This window comes from Synechococcus sp. H60.3, assembly GCF_047462295.1.
Lineage (GTDB): Bacteria > Cyanobacteriota > Cyanobacteriia > Thermostichales > Thermostichaceae > Thermostichus.
Genome location: NZ_JANSIY010000193.1, coordinates 1 through 2,194 on the forward strand (window position 1 = coordinate 1; position 2,194 = coordinate 2,194).

Consider the following 2,194-nt stretch of genomic DNA (forward strand, 5'->3'; position numbering starts at 1 on the left):
AGGCTAAGAGTAGTCTCAAAGCCGTTTTGCAGCAGGTGACCCATGTCCAAGGCAAAGATCGCACTGGACTTTCAGGCGCGGATCCCTCCCGGTTATCTCAACCTGATGGGATATGTGGACGAATCGGAAGTGAATGGGCCAGGCCGGCGCGCCGTGGTCTGGGTGCAGGGCTGCCTGCGGGAGTGTCCGGGCTGCTTCAACCCTGCTTCTTGGCCGTTTGAGGTCAACCAACTGGTGAAGATCACCGATCTGGCCGAGCAAATCCTCAGCAACCCCAGAAACGAGGGAGTGACCTTCTCAGGAGGGGAGCCCTTCTGGCAGGCTCCCGCCCTGGCCAGCTTGGCGCGGCTCCTGAAGGCGAAAGGGCTAACGGCGATGGCCTTCAGTGGATTCACGCTGGAAGAGTTGCGATCCCCCCAGGCTCCCCCCGGCGCCCAAGAGCTGCTGCAGGAGCTGGATATTTTGGTGGACGGGCCCTATCTGCAATCCCAGGCCATTCGCTCCCCCCACTCGCTGGTCTCTTCCCGCAACCAGCGGGTACATGTCTTTAACCCTGCCTTGAAAAACCAACTGAATTGGGCCAGCGACCAGGTGGAAATCCATATCCTCAAAGATGGAACCCGCATCGTCACCGGCTACGGCGGGCAGTTTCTCTTCGACGAGTCCGAACGAGGCTAGCGCGCCTCCCCAGGGATCCCCTATCCCCCCACCCGCAACGGCTCGCGGCGATAGGCGGGCAGTTGCCAGCACATCTCCAGCCAGTTTTTCAGCTCCTCCGGCTGGCCCATGAGGCTCATTTCCACCAGCAAAATGGCAGCTCGATCGCCAGCTCCTTTGGATCCCAGACGAATCAGGGCAGACAGACTTTCTTCCCGCCAGCAGACGGATACCCCCTGCCGGATCAAGGCCCGAGCTGCAACGGCAATGCAGGAGGGTGGCACCTGGATATCTCGCCGCTCGTAATCGATAGTAGGCAGCATGAACGGCAACCCAAATCTTTATTATGTTTTAATCTTCTTCCCTTTTTGCCGGCTTATCCTGGGTCTTTGCGAATTGTGAAGTGATCTTTTGTAAACTTTTTGATACCGAGTAACATCATCTGGGGGTCTGAGAAAAAGGACGGGGATCCCTGCAGAAAGCTTAAAAGATAGCAGCCGTTTCTCAGCTCGACCTTCTCACAGCCGCGAGAATGGCTGCATTGGCAGGAGATGGAGAGATGCGAGCAGAAGGTTGGGAAAGCCGGGTGGGTCGCTGGTTGCCCAAAGCTACCCTTGTGGGAGTGGCGTTGATCCTGGTGGCGGCGGGCAGGCCGCTGCGCTTGGTGGGCAACGGCGAGAATATGGTGCTGTTTACCTGGGGTGGGGGAGTGAGCCCGACTGCTTTGCAGCCAGGGCTGCATTGGGTGCCGCCTTTTGTCTCGCGCACCGTTACCTTCGACGTAAAAACGCAGGCTCTGACCTGGAAGGACAACGACCCGACTGCTTATGCGCCGCGGCTGGTGGCCCTCTCTCAGGATGGGCAGCAGATTGCGGCTGAGGCGACGCTGCAATTTCGTATTCTCGATGCCCCCAAGGTCTACACCCAACTGGGGGAGAACTACTTGGATCGCATTGCCCCCATCGTCCGGTCGGTCATCTTGAATGAGACCAGCGGCTTTTCCGCCCAAGCTCTCTATTCCACCGAACGCCCGCTGCTTCAAGGACAAATTCGCGAACGGGTGGCCCTTTTGCTGAAGGAATACGGCATCGAGGTTTTGGACTTTCTGCTGCGGGATGTGGATTTCGATCCCGATTTTGTAGCCGCTATTGAAGCAAAAACTATCGCCGAAAACCAACTGGCGCAAAAACAATTTGAGATCGAGCAGGCGCGCCAAGATGCCCGCAGCATCATTGCTCAAGCCGAGGCAGAAGCCGGCCAATTGCGAGCCAAGGCCCAGGCCCTCACCCAGAATCCCAAGTACCTAGAGGTGGTGAAAGCCTCGGTTCTGGGATCCCGGCTGGAAACTTTGATAACCAAATAGAAAACCTAATAGAAAAAGGACTCCGTCCCGCTGACGCGAACAGTTTTCGGGCCTGGCCCCATCTGCTCCAGCTCTTCCCTCAGACCTCAAAACGGGATCAGCCACTATGTATTCAACAGAAGAAGCACACCAGAGTAAAGTTGGTTGGCTAACTTTGGGCGGGATTGCCCTCTT

3 protein-coding genes are annotated in these 2,194 nt (G+C 57.2%); 2 read left to right on the top strand and 1 reads right to left on the bottom strand.

Going from position 1 to position 2,194, the window contains the following annotated elements; genetic code table 11:
- Nucleotides 1-42: 42 nt before the first annotated feature.
- The gene (locus tag NW841_RS12680; protein WP_414386740.1) at nucleotides 43-678 is read left to right on the top strand and encodes a 4Fe-4S single cluster domain-containing protein; all 636 of its coding nucleotides are present in this window, start codon (nucleotides 43-45) and stop codon (nucleotides 676-678) included.
- Nucleotides 679-698: 20 nt separating this feature from the next.
- Here NW841_RS12680 and NW841_RS12685 read toward each other — a convergent pair whose 3' ends face one another.
- On the bottom strand, nucleotides 699-980 hold the full coding sequence (locus NW841_RS12685; RefSeq protein ID WP_414333483.1) for a hypothetical protein: 282 nt from the start codon (nucleotides 978-980) through the stop codon (nucleotides 699-701).
- Nucleotides 981-1,216: 236 nt separating this feature from the next.
- Here NW841_RS12685 and NW841_RS12690 point away from each other — a divergent pair, with 236 nt between their 5' ends.
- On the top strand, nucleotides 1,217-2,020 hold the full coding sequence (locus tag NW841_RS12690; RefSeq protein ID WP_414338532.1) for a prohibitin family protein: 804 nt from the start codon (nucleotides 1,217-1,219) through the stop codon (nucleotides 2,018-2,020).
- Nucleotides 2,021-2,194 lie beyond the last annotated feature (174 nt).

What these genes read in the sequence shown, in the direction of transcription:
- NW841_RS12680 (WP_414386740.1), top strand. Translation starts at nt 43, where the DNA reads ATGTCCAAGGCAAAGATCGCACTGGACTTTCAGGCGCGGATCCCTCCC.
- NW841_RS12685 (WP_414333483.1), bottom strand. Translation starts at nt 980, where the DNA reads ATGCTGCCTACTATCGATTACGAGCGGCGAGATATCCAGGTGCCACCC.
- NW841_RS12690 (WP_414338532.1), top strand. Translation starts at nt 1,217, where the DNA reads ATGCGAGCAGAAGGTTGGGAAAGCCGGGTGGGTCGCTGGTTGCCCAAA.